Annotated in this window: 13 protein-coding genes and 1 pseudogene; 8 read left to right on the top strand and 6 right to left on the bottom strand. The window is 52.7% G+C overall.

The window, feature by feature from the left end; genetic code table 11:
* Window positions 1-179: 179 nt before the first annotated feature.
* Together MKX76_RS21650 and MKX76_RS21645 are read left to right on the top strand one after the other, a co-directional pair.
* Complete coding sequence (locus tag MKX76_RS21650) at window positions 180-749, top strand: RNA polymerase sigma factor (RefSeq protein WP_028406749.1); 570 nt, start codon at window positions 180-182, stop codon at window positions 747-749.
* A complete protein-coding gene (locus MKX76_RS21645; protein WP_251536225.1) occupies window positions 730-2,310 on the top strand; it encodes a DUF4179 domain-containing protein in 1,581 nt (526 codons plus the stop codon). The genes MKX76_RS21650 and MKX76_RS21645 overlap by 20 nt, the downstream gene beginning before the upstream one ends.
* Window positions 2,311-2,590: 280 nt before the next feature.
* Here MKX76_RS21645 and MKX76_RS21640 read toward each other — a convergent pair whose 3' ends face one another.
* Window positions 2,591-3,436: an alpha/beta fold hydrolase gene (locus MKX76_RS21640; protein WP_251536223.1), complete on the bottom strand. Its 846-nt coding sequence runs from the start codon at window positions 3,434-3,436 to the stop codon at window positions 2,591-2,593.
* A gap of 334 nt (window positions 3,437-3,770) precedes the next feature.
* A pseudogene (locus MKX76_RS21635) lies at window positions 3,771-4,172 on the bottom strand (class I SAM-dependent methyltransferase); the annotation flags it as partial.
* 87 nt (window positions 4,173-4,259) lie between these two features.
* Between MKX76_RS21635 and MKX76_RS21630 the strand changes: the two are divergent.
* Window positions 4,260-5,171 (top strand): GNAT family N-acetyltransferase, encoded by a 912-nt coding sequence (locus tag MKX76_RS21630; RefSeq protein ID WP_144870742.1) that lies wholly within the window; start codon window positions 4,260-4,262, stop codon window positions 5,169-5,171.
* A gap of 56 nt (window positions 5,172-5,227) precedes the next feature.
* Here the strand turns inward: MKX76_RS21630 and MKX76_RS21625 are convergent, their stop codons facing one another.
* The 3 genes from MKX76_RS21625 to MKX76_RS21615 form a co-directional block, all read right to left on the bottom strand.
* Complete coding sequence (locus tag MKX76_RS21625) at window positions 5,228-5,437, bottom strand: hypothetical protein (protein WP_341034608.1); 210 nt, start codon at window positions 5,435-5,437, stop codon at window positions 5,228-5,230.
* 64 nt (window positions 5,438-5,501) lie between these two features.
* Complete coding sequence (locus tag MKX76_RS21620; RefSeq protein WP_007132933.1) at window positions 5,502-6,563, bottom strand: hypothetical protein; 1,062 nt, start codon at window positions 6,561-6,563, stop codon at window positions 5,502-5,504.
* Between the two features lie 234 nt (window positions 6,564-6,797).
* The gene (locus MKX76_RS21615; protein WP_341034607.1) at window positions 6,798-7,586 is read right to left on the bottom strand and encodes a DeoR/GlpR family DNA-binding transcription regulator; all 789 of its coding nucleotides are present in this window, start codon (window positions 7,584-7,586) and stop codon (window positions 6,798-6,800) included.
* Window positions 7,587-7,815: 229 nt separating this feature from the next.
* On the opposite strand from MKX76_RS21615, the gene MKX76_RS21610 reads away from it, so the two are divergent.
* From MKX76_RS21610 to phnX, 5 genes are all read left to right on the top strand, one after another.
* Window positions 7,816-8,568 carry an ABC transporter ATP-binding protein gene (locus MKX76_RS21610; protein ID WP_007132931.1) on the top strand — a complete coding sequence of 251 codons (753 nt, stop codon included), beginning with the start codon at window positions 7,816-7,818 and terminating at the stop codon, window positions 8,566-8,568.
* Window positions 8,561-10,177 (top strand): ABC transporter permease subunit, encoded by a 1,617-nt coding sequence (locus tag MKX76_RS21605; RefSeq protein ID WP_007132930.1) that lies wholly within the window; start codon window positions 8,561-8,563, stop codon window positions 10,175-10,177. Before MKX76_RS21610 ends, MKX76_RS21605 begins: the two co-directional genes overlap by 8 nt.
* 77 nt (window positions 10,178-10,254) lie before the next feature.
* A complete protein-coding gene (locus tag MKX76_RS21600) occupies window positions 10,255-11,247 on the top strand; it encodes an extracellular solute-binding protein (RefSeq protein WP_007132928.1) in 993 nt (330 codons plus the stop codon).
* 33 nt (window positions 11,248-11,280) lie between these two features.
* Entirely contained in the window at window positions 11,281-12,375 is a 1,095-nt protein-coding gene (gene phnW, locus MKX76_RS21595) for a 2-aminoethylphosphonate--pyruvate transaminase (protein ID WP_007132927.1), read from the top strand.
* On the top strand, window positions 12,372-13,193 hold the full coding sequence (phnX, locus tag MKX76_RS21590; RefSeq protein WP_007132926.1) for a phosphonoacetaldehyde hydrolase: 822 nt from the start codon (window positions 12,372-12,374) through the stop codon (window positions 13,191-13,193). Before phnW ends, phnX begins: the two co-directional genes overlap by 4 nt.
* A gap of 63 nt (window positions 13,194-13,256) precedes the next feature.
* Here phnX and MKX76_RS21585 read toward each other — a convergent pair whose 3' ends face one another.
* Window positions 13,257-14,219: an alpha/beta hydrolase gene (locus MKX76_RS21585; protein WP_007132925.1), complete on the bottom strand. Its 963-nt coding sequence runs from the start codon at window positions 14,217-14,219 to the stop codon at window positions 13,257-13,259.
* Window positions 14,220-14,338 lie beyond the last annotated feature (119 nt).

Below are 14,338 nucleotides of genomic sequence, written 5' to 3'. Positions count from 1 at the left end.
CCCCAGCGCCGATGGTGATCCAAGCGACAACCTGTACAATCTTCCGACATTCTATGTTTTTAACAAAGACCTCGCAAGATCATCTTGCGGGTTTTTTGTTTTGGGGTGAGAAATTCATCCACCGTTTACGTCTATAGAGTACAGACCATGCATGGGCTCTGAAAGTTAGGAGGAATAACATGACTCAACCGCCGCAGGATGCGGAACTGATAGAACGGATTATCAACGGGGACAAGCAGCTGTTCGCTGTGTTGGTTGACCGGTATAAGAACAAAATATACGGAATTTTCTACGGAATGGGCGCCAGCCATCAGGATGCGCAGGACTTGGCCCAGGAGACCTTTATTCGGATATACCGCAACTTGCCAAGCCATCGCCAAGGCAGCAGCTTTTTCTCATGGATGTATACCATCGCCGTGAATTTGATGAGAGACCACCAGCGGAAAAAGAAGCCCGTTCTGACGTCAGATACGCCTGAAGCCGTATCGCCTGACGAAAAAACGCCCGAGCAGCAATTGCTGCACCAGGAGATGAAGCGGGAAATCCACCAACAATTAGATGAGCTCCCTGAGCAATATCGTCTTGTCCTCCTGCTGAAATATACCAATGAGTTAAGCTATGAGGAAATAGCGGACATTGCCAATATGAGCACCTCTCAAGTGAAAAATGCCTTATACCGCGGCAAGAAAATGCTAAAAGCAAGAATCGAGCGCAAAGGAGGGATCCTGCTTGAAGCTAAAATCAAATGAGGAAGATCCAATGTGGGAGCATATGTTGTTCAGCCAGGGCACCGATACCGATTTCACACAAAAGGTCATGCAAAGCTTAGAAGAGGTCGAGATGGATTACAGCAAACAGGGAAGTCATCAACGTTGGAAACGAGCCAAGCAGAGAAGACGGATGATCACCGCTGCCGCAGCAGTCTCGCTGATTGTGATGGGCGGTTCCCTGCTGGCCTGGAAGCAGCCTGACCTGATACGCCAGGTCTCGAGCATCTTCAGTCCGCAACCGCAGACTATAGAAGAAAGTTTGCCTCCGGAATTAAAAGCTTGGACAGAAATGAGCGACTTGAGCTGGCTTGAAGATTATAAAAAATCCAAGCCGCTTGGCCTGGTGCAAACGCCTAAGATCAAGGTAGAAGACAAAGGCTACAGCTTTGAAATTGTGAATGTCATGGTGGACAGCTCCCGAATTGTCATTACCGCCAAACAGACTGGACCTGATGGCAAAGAGCTGCAGAGTCCCTTGGAAGACGGCGGCCTGCAGGTGACCGATCTTGAAGGCAATGTGATCGCTTCGCTCGCAAGAGGAATTAATATGATGGACGGTCTGGAGGAATATGTGTTTATTTTTGATCAAACCGTACCTGACCGGATTCTCGTAACGGGAAATCCTGAATACATCAGAGAGTCAGTGGACAATCAGGAGACGGGGCGTTTTGAGCGCAAGCAAGTCGAGGTCGATTGGGACTTCCAATTTCAGATTGATATGAAAAAATCCAAGCAATTCGAACACCGGGATATACTGGATGCGAAGTATACAACCCCGGAGGGGCTTGTGGTCAGTATGGAACAGATGATCCGTACCCCGAACGGCATTCGTTTGGATATGGGCTTTAAGCTAAAGGATATGCTTGCCAGCAAGGCAACTGCCGACTGGGGAGACGATCTCCACATTTGGTACCATCTTGAAACGGATCAACCGCAGAAGATATTGCGCTTTGGGGATGGGATCGGAAGACACTCTGTCAAAATCCAGGGGCTGCCCACTGTCAATGAGGACAACGGCACATTACCTTGGTCTGAAACATGGTATACAGGCACTGTTCCGCCCGAGACCAAGAATATACGATTCGTATTGGACGGATACAGCCTGCCTGTTAAGAATGAAGCTGCTGTTCACATCCATATGGAAAAGCTGGAACAAACCCCCGTTGTCTTCGAACATGAGGGAGACCAAATTACGATCACGGGCTCGAGTATGGAGAAGGATGCGGTGAAATCCAACGGCAACGTTCTGCGGCTTCATGCCAAAGGCCGTTATACAAATAACGTCACTAGAGACCAATGGATCGCTTTGGACAGCAATGGTGAAGAATATCCGGTTGAAATTGAGGGATCCGGCAGCGCGAACGAGGACGGAACAGCAGAGTGGATAATGGATTTTGTCGTAGCAGGAGTGGACCCTAACTTATCTGAATTGACCTTAAAGCGTACGGTGGTAGACAAAAGATTCACCGACGTGAATTGGGCCGTCGATCTCCCTTCCTACACAAGCTTGCCGTGGGAAAGTCTTGCGGAAAATAAATAAACTGCACCCCATCAAGTAGACAATTCAAAAATAAAATTATCAATTAAGCGGCCTTGGTCCTGGAATTCCATCGGATTAAGGCTGTTTAATTTTGCTTGCTTTACTGCATGGAGCTTAAGATCAGCACTAATAAAAATCTCCCCCTACGGCATCCAAGCTTTTGTTATTTCACCTGTCTGCCGTAAGGGGAGCATATCAAACGGGGGTCCCTGCTATTTTAAAATTTACCCGAGCGAAGGAGGCTTCAGACAGCGCAGGCTTTCTTCATCCGTTCATCCGTTCACTCATGTATCCAACCGGAAAGCGCCGAGACGAATGCTTCAGGCTCCTCCAGCATCGGATTATGGCCGCTGGCTTCAAAAACAACCTTGCGTACATGGCCATACCGTTCATCTACGGGATCCCACAGCGATACCGGACCGACTAGGTAGTCATACCGTCCGAGTCCGAGGAATACGGGGGTGCGCAGCTCCGCCAGCAGCGGAATCAGATTTTGCTCAGCGAAGGTCCTGCCCCATAAATCATCGATGACGGGCATATTGGTGTAGACTCCGTCCCACATTGGCGAGGCGTCAAAGGTATAATCATGAAAGCTGTGCGCGCCCATGCGGATACATATATGCACAAACCGTCTCTCAGGCTCCTTCGCGAGATCTCCCTCAAGCAGGGCGATGTCCTGCTCGAATTGCCGTTTACGCTCCGGACTGGCGGTATCCTGGAAGAAGGCCAGGCTCTGCTGCTGCCGCTGCGGGCTGTTGGTCGGCGCGGTGTTCAGCAGAACAAGCTTGCGGACAGCTTCAGGATAACGGCGGGCGTAGGCCGCTGCCATGAACGCATGCCCGGAATGGCCCATGAGCACAAAATCCTCCAAGCCCAGTGCTTGCCTCGCAGCCTCGATATCCTCCACGATGCGGTCCAGCGTATAATCTTCCGGCTGAAGAGGCCGCGGCGGCTTCACAAACCCCCTGTGGTCAAGGGCAATCAATTGGAATGCTGTATAAAAATGCTCCGAAAACAAGCGCGGATAATACACACTGCTTCCTACGGCAAGAATGGGTTGACCTTGCCCGCGGACTGTATAGTTCAATGCAAATCCACCGCTCATGATCGTGCCGTTTCTGTTCATGTTCATCGTCCTCTTTTCGTTTATATTCGTTAAGCATCAACTCCTTTCGCGAAATATCCCATCACATTCTCCATCGAACGCTCCAGCATTTCATGCTCACCTCGATTACATCATGGTTGTTTGATGCCAGTATACCGGAAACTCGGGAATGGTGGGTATAGGTTCTTAATTGATTGTAATAAGACCATAGGCTTAAAGCTTATCGAACATCGTCCGCTCTGCTTCTTCTGTGAATGGTACGTGGTCAGGTGCATGCTTGGATGGCTGTCGACCCAACTTACATTGTGGACCATTTCAGCCGGGATTGGCTGAAACGCATGCATGTTTTCGGACTCTACCGCTTCCGGAACAGGGCCGTCCACAGGAAAGACTCCCCAAACAGCGGGCCGGGCTGCTCCATGCTCCGCATTCGCCGGAACTCGACTGACTCGAAGGATTTGAAAATATCCCGCAGCTTCTCCTCCGTGTACCCGAGGCCTCCTTTCAGGCTTCGCTCCCGGTATACGTCCCAATCCGACATCTCTGCCCCCATGCCGCCTGCGGCAAAACAGACAAGGCCGAAGAAGCCGCCGGGCTTTAAGCAGGTGTTCAGCATTTGCAGGTAGCTGATTCTCCGGTGCGGAGCAATATGATGAAAGCAGCCGCAGTCGTACACGAAATCGTAGGCGTTCGGGGAGAGTTTTAGCTCGAACAGATTACGGCAGTGGAACTGCACCTCGGCATTCAGGGCATCGGCACTTCGCCTTGTTTGACTTTAGCCATTTTTTATATAGGTCAGGCCGCAGGACCATCGTACAATGAAGGCAAAAGGAGGAAGCGAAGCTTGAATATACGAATCATACGAAACTTCCGGCAGGACGACATGCCTTTGCTCGGAGCGTTATACGAGGCCGTGCGCCAAGGGGACGGGCTGTTCTGGTGGGTGGGCGATGAAGACAACTGGACGAACGTCTTCTGCGCATTTGAAGAGGGGAAGATGGTTGCCAAAGGACAGGTGGCTGTCATCAATGTGCTTCCGGAGGATTGCACGGAAAACTGCAAGCACCATATTTACGTAAATTTGAAAACCATCCCCGAACGGGAGCGGGATGCTGAGCTGCTGGAGGAATTGTACCAACGTCTCTACGCCCGGGCGCTCGAGCTGAACGAGACGCTGCCCGGTCATCACGGCACTTATTTGTGTGTCGGTAATTTTGCCCATGAGGAGAGGAATACGGCTTTTTTCACAGAGGAAAAAGGATTTAGGCCGCTGGAGAACCTGTACTCCATGGTCCGCTCCTTGAACGAGCCGATCCCTTCATTTGCGATTGATGAGAACTTTAGCTGTCAGTTATGGGACATGCAGACCGAGCGGGAGGAAGCGAGGTATCTGAAGCTGGAGGCCGAGGTATGGCCGGATGCACCGCTTGGCTTGAACCGGCTCCGGGAATACAAGGCGAAAAAGAATTGGACGGCAATCATCGCCGCTGAGGGAGGACAGATTGCAGCCAGTGTCATGGCATGGCAGGAGGAAGGCGAGGGCGTCATTGAGGACGTGTTCGTCCGTGAGCCTTGGCGCCGGCAAGGGCTTGCCAAGTACTTGTTAAGCCGGGCGATGATGTACTTACGTGAACACGGCTCGGAATCGGCGGAGCTGGTAGTGAAAGCGGCGAATGCCTCGGCCTTGTCGCTCTATCAATCGGTCGGATTCGCCCAAGCCGGGGAAGAGCAGCGATTCTATCTGCCGATCCCGTGAGGAGGAGCATGGCAAAAAGGAGAAACGCTGCCGTTTCGGCTGCGATTCTCCTTTTTTTATGCTTCCCGTCGAAAAACGGCTGCGACGCTAAGAACGAAGCCGAAGATCATGAGGAACACTCCGAGCAGCACAATGCTGTCGGCCCCCATTTGCGTAATATGGTACAGCAGGAGTAGTTCGATCCCGAACAATGTGCTCTGGCTGCCGAGTAATAACAGATGCAGCGATTTTCGCCTGAAGACTGTCAGCGCATATACGGCCCCCACGATAAGCGAGAAATCGCGGCGTCAATTAAAGTGATCAATCTACTTCCTCCCTGTTAGAAAGGCGTTAAGCCGGAGCAGGGCTGTCTCCATCTTTCACATTCGGGTTAACAGCAAGAATATCCTCCGTAACCTTCCACAGCTTCGGCAAGTATTGCAAGGCTAATTCCGCTCTGCTGAACAGGTCATCCCTGCCGGTGATGCCGAGGTCGGCAAGGAGCGAATCAAAGGCCGGCCGGTACTCCTGCTGCAACTCCGGGGTTGCATCAGCTGCCAGGATGGCATGGCAGCGGGCGTACGTGGCGACCATCCAGAAGACGGCCTCCCGGTGGTTCCCCCGGGCGATCAGCTCCCGGCTGCCGTCGATGGCAATCGGCCTGGCCTCCGGCGTAATATCGCTGCTGAAGAAGAAGGGCGTCTTGGCAACAGCGCTGGCTGCATCAAAGGTGCGGGCTAGACCCTCAAGATGCCCCAAAGCTTGATTTTGAGTCATCAGCTGACAGCCCAGCAGCTCCAGCAGCTCGCTGTACACCTCATCATAACCATATGCTATCAGCACATCGCGGGCCGCCAAATACCTGAGCCGAACAGTTGGATTACGAAGGTCGGCAACCAGCAGCAAATGCGTCGTAATCCCGGTGGGAAACAGCCAGGAGGTTACCTGCTGGTGCCAAGGTGCGTCCTTCTGGATGGAGCGAAGACCTGTTATGATGCGCTCCCGGACACTTTCGCAGCGGCGCATGACCCAGGCCCGGTCAGCGAATTGACGGGCAACGGCAGCCTGCAGCTTGCGAAGCTGTCCGGATGGATCGGCAATCAGTGTGTCCACGCGAAAGCTGCCGGCCAAATGATGAGAGGATAGCACCCGCTCGGGCGAAGCAAGGTCCTGCCACGACAAATAAGTGACCTCAATCAAGGCGTCCTGGTAACGAAACTTTCCAGGCTTCATCGGAGGCTCTGCGCGATCGGTAACGACCACAACGTCGATATCGGAGGATGGCGCGATCTCGGCATCGTCCGGCTTTCCTACCGTTGAGCCGCTAAAGTAGGCCCCCATAAAGCCGGGCTCGCTGCCTGCATGCTGCAGCACCCAATCCGCTGCGGCCGCCCGAGCTGATCCAACGTTCATAACCCGATTTCCTCCCCTATCTGCATAGTGTTGTATTCACTTAGAAAAAACATCCTGATCTTCTTACCATTATATTGACTTCCATTTAGTAGTACAACTACAGTACGATGGATCGATCATTCGCTCATTTTGCTCCAATGCCGATTCTGCTTCATGCCCATGCATACCGAAAAAGGACACTTCCTCCGGATGGATCCCTCAAGATCCCGAAGTAGAAATGTCCCTTTGCTATGATTACATCTCAGCGATAACAAGCTCAGTCCCCGTCTTCTTGAATTTGGGAATAAAGCCTCGATTCACGTTGGAGTCGGTCACGATACAATCGATTTTGTCGAGCGAAGCAATCGACACGGTCACGTCCTTGCCGAATTTGGTGTTGTCGGCCATCACGTAGACCTCCTTGGACAGCTCGATCATCTTTTTGCGGGTAATGGCTTCCTCTAGATTGTAATCGGAGATGCCCCGCTCGATCGTAATGCCGCTGCAGCATATGAAGGCTTTCTGCACATTTAGCTCGTGAAAATTAAAGATATACTCATACGCAACGACCGACTGCTCCTCGCGCCGTATTTTTCCTCCGATCATGATCAGCTCCACGTCGCTGTCCATCAGCTCCATCGCAACCGGAAGCGAATTCGTTACGACAGTGAGCTTCTTCCGGAGTTTCACGTACTTGGCGATCTGGTAGGTCGTCGAGCCGCTGTCGATATAGATACAGTCGCCTTCTGCGACAAATTCGCTGCACCTGCGGGCGATCCGGTCTTTCTCCTCCAGATGGCTGACCATGCGCTCATCCATGGAGGATTCGCCGAACCGGGACTCCGCAAGCTTCACGCCGCCGTATATTTTCTCGATCCGCCCTTGGTCGGTCAGAATATTCAGGTCCCGGCGCAGCGTATCTACAGAAATCTTCAGCTCATCGGTCAGCTCCGTGATCTTCATGACTTTTCGAATTGTCAGCAGTTCAATGATTTTCTGTTGCCTCTCCAGCGGAAACATGCCCCTCACCCATCCCATCAGCATTAGCCGAAGCCTCGTTTTTTCATGTCCAGTTTACCGATTTTCCCCTGCTTATTCAATAGAGTATCCCACATTGTTCATAAGTTAGGCATTCATTAAGGGTGAATATGACCATAACATGGTATAGATTTAGTAATGATTTATGCATAATTTACGTGAATTTAACAGTTCGCATGATTCCTGTTTACATAGGATTTCTATACTGGGGGTGTGTTTAAGGGAGGTGACCGGTTTGCTGAAACTCCAGCATGTAAGCAAACATTTCGACAATAAAGCGGTTTTGGACGATATCAGCGTGGAGATCGGCACGGGAGAGATCGTCTCCCTGCTCGGTCCGAGCGGAAGCGGGAAGACGACGCTGCTGAATATGATCCTCGGTCTGACGAAAGTCGACCAGGGCAAGATTTTATTCCACGATCAGGACCTGAGCCGCGTGCCGATGAAGAAGCGGGGATTCAACATTGTTTTTCAGGATTACGCGTTGTTTCCCAATCTGAATGCCTACGAGAACATCGTCTATGGCTTGCGCAATAAGAAGGGGGCTGCCAGCCCGCAGGAGGTTCATGAGTATATCGATTTTCTTGAGCTCCAGCCGCATTTGAAGAAGCGGATCGGCGAGCTGTCCGGCGGGCAGAAGCAGAGGGTGGCACTCGCTAGGACGCTGGTGACGAAGCCGAGGATTCTTTTGCTGGATGAGCCGCTCAGCGCCTTGGACGGCGTCATTAAGGAGTCGATCAAGCAGCGGATCAAATCGATTGCGAGGGAATTCAAGCTGACAACTATTATTGTCACGCATGACCCGGAGGAGGCGCTTACGCTTTCGGACAAAATCCTCATCATCCATCAGGGGAAGGTGGCGCAGTTCGGGACGCCTCAGGAGATTGTCCATCAACCGGAGAACGAGTTCGTGCGGGAGTTCATTATCAAGCAGCTGCACATCAAGCGCCAAAACATTTACAACCTGTTCGGTGAGCAGTATGCCTAACGCCAAACCGGAAATGCGGGTGATCTTTACCGTCATCCTGCTGCTATTCGCTGTGTTTCTGTTCTTGCCGCTCTTGATTTTGCTCGTGCGCTCGCTGGAATCCGACCAGGGCTTTACCCTCGGTCATTATGCTTCGGTGATATCGAGCCCCGAAATGGCGGCGTCGATCGGGAACAGCCTGAAGGTATCGGCCATGACGGCTGCCATCACAACAGTGCTGGGCTTCATCCTTGCGTATTCCATTCATTGCACGAAAATCTACCGCCCGCTCAAAGGCGCGCTAAAAACCGCCATCATCGTCCCGATGCTGCTGCCAACGATCACATACGGGTTCGCCATTATGTATTCGTTCGGCAATCAGGGTCTGATCACCCGGATTACCGGGCGCAGCTGGTTTGAGATATACGGCTTTAACGGCCTGTTGATCGGCTATGTCATTTACACGTTGCCGCCGGTGTTTCTGCTGATCCATAACGCTTTTCAATACATGGACAAAAAATTCATCATCGTCTCAAAGCTCATGGGCGACGGCACGCTCAGAAGCTTCCTGAATACGATCCTGCGGCCTTTGGCCGGCGCCCTAGGCGGCGCGTTCGTGCTGTCCTTTATCTTAAGCTTTACCGATTTCGGCATCCCCGCCTCGGTCGGGGGCACCTACCCGGTGGTGGCTACGCAGCTCTACCAGGTCATGCTTGGATCGATCCCCGATTTCAATCAGGGCGCGGTCATCGCGGTGCTGATGCTGGTCCCGGCGGTATTCGGCATCTGGCTGCTGCGCGTTCTGGAGAGGTTGAACTTTCATTATGACAAGCTGTCCGATACCGAGCTGCCGCAGCACCGGACTCGTGATATTTTGTTCGGCGTCGGTTCATCGGCCATTGTGCTGGGGATGCTGTCCGTATTTGCGGTGATGTTCATAGCGCCTTGGCTCGGCAGCTACCCATATGACTTGACGTTCACCCTCAAGCATGTGAGGGACGTGCTGCAATCCGGAGATTTGACCGGAGTGTATCGCAACTCGCTCTGGGTTGCGCTATTGACGGCAGTGTTCGGAACGTTGACGGCTTACTTATCCGCGCTGCTGAATACGCGCACTTCGCTGAAAGCCCGGTCCGGCACGGATGTGATCTCGATGATCACCAACACGGTGCCCGGCATGGTGCTCGGGATCTCCTATCTGCTGCTGTTTAACGGCAGCACGTTGAAGGGGACGTTCACGATTATCGTCCTGTGCAACATCGTTCATTTCTTCACGACGCCATACCTGATGGCCAAGAACTCCCTGTCGAAAATGAACCCGGCTTGGGAGACGACCGCGGAGCTGCTCGGAGACAGCTGGATCAAGACGGTGTGGCGGGTCATTGTGCCGAACTCTGTGTCGACGGTCATCGAGATGCTTAGTTACTTCTTCATCAACGCCATGGTGACGGTCAGCGGGATTATTTTTCTCGTCTCGGCTCAAACGTCGCTCGTTGCCAGCAAAATCAAGGAGCTGCAGCACTTCGCCAAATTCAATGAAATTTTCGTGCTGTCGATGCTGATCTTCTTTACGAATTTGGTCATCAAGCTGGTGTGCGATGCATTGCAGAGGAGAACGGCGCAGCGCTGAAGTTGCCACTGTTGAGTCCGCTTCGCTGCCGGATCGTATTTCAAAATATAAAAAGTATACAAGGAGTGGAGTTAATCATGATGAAGACGCTTAAGGGAATGCTGCTGTCATTGTTTGCAATCAGCATGGTGTTTGCGCTGGCCGGCTGCGGCAGCGGCACGTCGGGGGAAGCGAAGAAGGTTGTAATCTACACCAACGGGGATGAAGAAGCTGTTGCGGCGATGGAAGCCTCTCTCAAAAACGCCGGATACGACGGGCAGTATATCATGCAATCGATGGGGACATCGGAGCTTGGGGGCAAGCTGATGGCGGAGGGAGGCGATATCGAGGCCGATTTGGTCACCATGAGCTCGTATTTTATCGAAAGCTCGCAGACAAAGCATTCGATGTTCAAGGACCTGACCTTCGAAACGGGCGCCATCGACTCATATCCCGCATACTACACGCCGATTCTCGCCAACACCGGAGCGATCTTCGTGAACACCGAGGTGCTGAAGGAGAAGGGACTGCCCATGCCGACTTCCATTACGGAGCTGACCAAACCGGAATATAAGGGACTGGTATCGATTCCGAATATTATGGATTCCTCCACCGGTTGGCTGCTCGTTCAAGCGATTATCAACCAGTATGGACAAGAAGCGGGGCAGCGGGTGCTCCGTGATCTGATCGCGAATGTCGGTCCGCATCTGGAGAGCTCCGGCTCGGGACCGATCAAGAAGGTTCAGGCAGGGGAAGCCGCAGCAGGCTTCGGTCTTCGCCATCAAGCGGTAGCGGCCAAGGCATCCGGTGCTCCGATCGATTATATCGATCCGATGGAAGGCAATTTCTCGCTGACGGAATCGATTGCCGTGGTGAATAAGGAGAACGGGAATACGGACCTTGCGATGAAGATGGCGGAGACCATCATCAAGGATGCGCGAAAAGATTTGATCGTGAACTATCCGGTTGCGCTCTATAAGGGCGAAACGGTCGACGAGGCGAACAAGCCGGCGCATGCGATGACTTTTGAGAAGCCGCTGACCGTCGAGCTGCTGGAGGAGCATCAGCAATTTTTTAACGGATCGAAATAATGGAACTTTACTTCATAGGAGTGATGGGAAATCATGAACAGCTATAAGCTATTGACACCGGGACCGCTGACCACGACTCAAACGGTAAAAGAGGAGATGCTCTTCGACCGCTGTACTTGGGACGATGAATATAAATCGATTACGCAAAAAATCAGATCACAGCTTCTGGACCTGGCCGGAGCGGAAGCCTCCCGCTATACGGCCGTGCTGATGCAGGGCAGCGGCACGTTTGCGGTCGAATCGGTCATGACCTCCGCCATTTCCGATAAGGATAAAGTGCTGATCGTGTCCAACGGCGCATACGGTGAACGAATCATCCAAATGGCCGAGTACATTGGACTCCAGTACGCCGCTTACAGAACGGGTTATGATGTGCACCCGAAGGAGGAGGAGCTTCGCACTATCCTGAATGAGGATCAGCGCATCACCCATATCGCGATGGTGCATTGCGAGACGACAACCGGGATTCTTAATCCGCTGGACATGATTTCGGGGCTGTCCCGGGAATACGGAAAAACCCTGATCATCGATGCGATGAGCAGCTTTGGCGGCATCGAGATCGACGTGGCAGGGCTTGGCATCGACTATTTGATCAGCAGTGCGAACAAGTGCATCCAGGGCGTTCCGGGCTTCGGGTTTGTCATTGCCAACATCGAGCGGCTGGCGGCTTGCCAAGGCATCGCGCGCAGCTTGTCCCTGGATCTGTATGATCAGTGGAGGGGAATGGACAAGGACGGCAAATGGCGTTATACGTCGCCCACCCATGTCGTAGCCGCTTTTTCCAAGGCGCTGGATGAACTCATGGAAGAAGGCGGAGTATCTGCAAGATTCGAGCGCTACCGGAACAATAACCGGCTGCTGCGAGAGCGAATGGCGAGAATCGGAATCCGCGCTTATATCGCCGAGCCTGTTCAATCTCCCATTATTACTACATTTGTTTTTCCAAGCGACCGGTTCAGCTTCGAGCAATTTTACGCGTACATCAAGGACAGGGGCTATGTCATCTACCCGGGCAAGCTGACGGAGGTGGACACGTTCCGCATCGGGAACATCGGAGAGATCTATGAGCAGGATATCGAGCGGTTATGCGAAATTATCGAAGAATATATGGGAGTGATGGCACAATGAACAAGATCGAAGGCGTAATTCTCGACTGGGCTGGGACGGCTGTGGACTTCGGCTGCTTCGCACCGGTGAATGTGTTCGTGGATATATTCCGGAATGCCGGCATCGATGTAACGATGGAGGAAGCCAGAGCGCCGATGGGCATGCTGAAAATCGATCACATCCGCGCAATGCTGTCTATGCCGCGTGTGTCGGGACTGTGGGAGGAGAAGTACGGAAGGGCCTTCAATGAAGATGATGTGGAGCGGCTGTACGGCGAATTCGAGCCTGCGCTCATGGCATCGTTGTCCACATACACCGACCCTATTCCTGGAGTGATCGAGACGGTGAAAGAGCTTCGCGGCCGGGGGCTGAGGATTGGCTCTACAACCGGCTATACGGCCGGGATGATGGAGGTGGTCGTATCGAATGCCGAGCGCAAGGGGTATCGCCCCGATGTGTTCTTCACGCCGGATGATACGCATTCATGTGGACGCCCCTATCCGTATATGATCTACCGGAACATGGAGCATCTGAAGCTGTCGGCTGCCTGGAAGGTCGTGAAGGTCGGGGATACCGCGTCTGATATTAAAGAAGGCGTAAATGCCGGGGTGTGGTCGGTAGGCGTTGCTGTGGGCAGCTCGGAAATGGGACTGTCCCATGAGGAATTCGAATCCTTGTCCGAATCGGAACGGGCGGAAGCCATCTCAAGGACCCGGCAGACGTTTATTCGGCACGGGGCGGATTTTACGATCGATACGATGCGCGATCTTCCGGCATTGATCGAGCGGATCGACGGTTTGCTGAGCGAGGGGAAAAGACCGGGTCATCATTATGAATAGCATGATACGAGAAGAAACCGCGCCTTGGGCGCGGCTTCTTGCTGCTTGGTTAAACTAGGATTTTTAGCGTACCATGGCCGCTCTTTTATTCTCCTCACGGACATACGCCCCGATAAACTCCGTCACTTCCCCGTCATAGCCTTCGGGATCGAACTGACGAGCCAGGCCATGGCCGGCACCGGGAACGACAAACAGTCGTTTTTCCGCAGGCCCGTTCTCGTACAGCCTGTAGACCATTTCTGTCGGGACAAACAAATCGCCGCCGCCGTGGATGAACAGAATGGGGGTTTTGGATTTCTTCACCTGCTCCAAAGCCGAAGCCTCTTTGAACGAATAGCCTGCGCGCAGCTTAGTGAGCAGACTTGTGGATGGAAGGATCGGGAACGAGGGGAGCTTATACATGCGCTTCAGCTGATACGCCAGCTCATCCGCCACCGAGGTATACCCGCAATCCGCTACGATGGCCTTCACCTGGGGAGGCAGCTTCTCGCCGCTGGCCATCATGACGGTTGCGGCGCCCATGGATACGCCGTGCAGGACGAGCTGCGCTTCTTCTCCCGTATGTTCAACGATCATATGAATCCACTTCACCACATCCTTGCGCTCCGGCCATCCGAAGCCGATATAATCACCTTCGCTCAAGCCATGGCCCCGGGCATCAGGCAGAAGGACATTAAAGCCTAAATCCTCATAGTACATTTGAGCGAAGCTGCTCATTTGCTCGGAGCGTCCGGCATAGCCGTGCGCAAGGAGAACCGTTTGGTTAGTGGCCTTTTTTGCCGGCAAATAATAGGCATGAAGCTTCAGGCCATCGTCCGCGATAAGACTCCAATTCTCGAAGCTTTGCGCGCTCCACCAGTCTTTGCTGTCCGCAAAAGGGTTCTCGACATCCGCATTGGCTGCCAGGTCCGGATTCTCTGCTAGAAATTCCTTATCTGCGCGGGCGATGGCGACGTGATAAAAATAAAAGCTGACTGCGACCATCACGATTATAAAAAGCACTAGTGCCGTAATTGCTGCTAACATGACGACAATCCTTTGTTCAATATGGTTGATAATCTCTCTATGGTCATTGTGGTGTACGTCGTGCTGAGCTGCCGTACATCGAACGAGCGGTGATTCTGGGAAGAGAGTATGTTGTTCCT

The organism is Paenibacillus sp. FSL R5-0810 (assembly GCF_038002285.1).
GTDB lineage: Bacteria > Bacillota > Bacilli > Paenibacillales > Paenibacillaceae > Paenibacillus_AQ > Paenibacillus_AQ lactis.
Note: the sequence above shows the minus strand (reverse complement) of the source record. Positions and strands in the feature narration are given on the sequence as shown.

What these genes read in the sequence shown, in the direction of transcription:
- phnW (WP_007132927.1), top strand. Translation starts at nt 11,281, where the DNA reads ATGAACAGCTATAAGCTATTGACACCGGGACCGCTGACCACGACTCAA.
- MKX76_RS21615 (WP_341034607.1), bottom strand. Translation starts at nt 7,586, where the DNA reads ATGCTGATGGGATGGGTGAGGGGCATGTTTCCGCTGGAGAGGCAACAG.
- MKX76_RS21620 (WP_007132933.1), bottom strand. Translation starts at nt 6,563, where the DNA reads ATGAACGTTGGATCAGCTCGGGCGGCCGCAGCGGATTGGGTGCTGCAG.
- MKX76_RS21640 (WP_251536223.1), bottom strand. Translation starts at nt 3,436, where the DNA reads ATGAACAGAAACGGCACGATCATGAGCGGTGGATTTGCATTGAACTAT.
- MKX76_RS21605 (WP_007132930.1), top strand. Translation starts at nt 8,561, where the DNA reads ATGCCTAACGCCAAACCGGAAATGCGGGTGATCTTTACCGTCATCCTG.
- MKX76_RS21585 (WP_007132925.1), bottom strand. Translation starts at nt 14,219, where the DNA reads ATGTTAGCAGCAATTACGGCACTAGTGCTTTTTATAATCGTGATGGTC.
- phnX (WP_007132926.1), top strand. Translation starts at nt 12,372, where the DNA reads ATGAACAAGATCGAAGGCGTAATTCTCGACTGGGCTGGGACGGCTGTG.
- MKX76_RS21650 (WP_028406749.1), top strand. Translation starts at nt 180, where the DNA reads ATGACTCAACCGCCGCAGGATGCGGAACTGATAGAACGGATTATCAAC.
- MKX76_RS21600 (WP_007132928.1), top strand. Translation starts at nt 10,255, where the DNA reads ATGATGAAGACGCTTAAGGGAATGCTGCTGTCATTGTTTGCAATCAGC.